General features: G+C 52.7%; 1 protein-coding gene. It reads left to right on the forward strand.

Annotated elements, in window-relative coordinates:
- Nucleotides 1-281 (forward strand): hypothetical protein (locus ACGF49_RS25190; RefSeq protein WP_387493522.1); only part of this gene is annotated, 281 nt, incomplete at both ends.

The raw sequence follows: 281 nt of genomic DNA on the forward strand, positions 1-281 counted from the left end.
TGTATGCCAATAAAATCCGTCTGGTGAGTACTGAGCCGGGTAAGGCTATCAACCTGACTAACCTGACGGCAACGCAAGGCGACATCAATGTGACCGCTGAGGGGCAGGTGAGTCTGGGGGATGTGCAGGCCAAAACGGACATAAACATGCGCGGCAAAAGCATTGAAATTGGCACACGGCGTCATGTGCAAGCCGGTCAGCATCTGATATTGACAACCGACACATTGCAGAGTTGGGGACGAATGCGTGCCGACGGTGATGTCACCATTAAAGCGAAAGAC

The organism is Photorhabdus sp. RM96S (genome assembly GCF_042879335.1).
GTDB lineage: Bacteria > Pseudomonadota > Gammaproteobacteria > Enterobacterales > Enterobacteriaceae > Photorhabdus > Photorhabdus kayaii.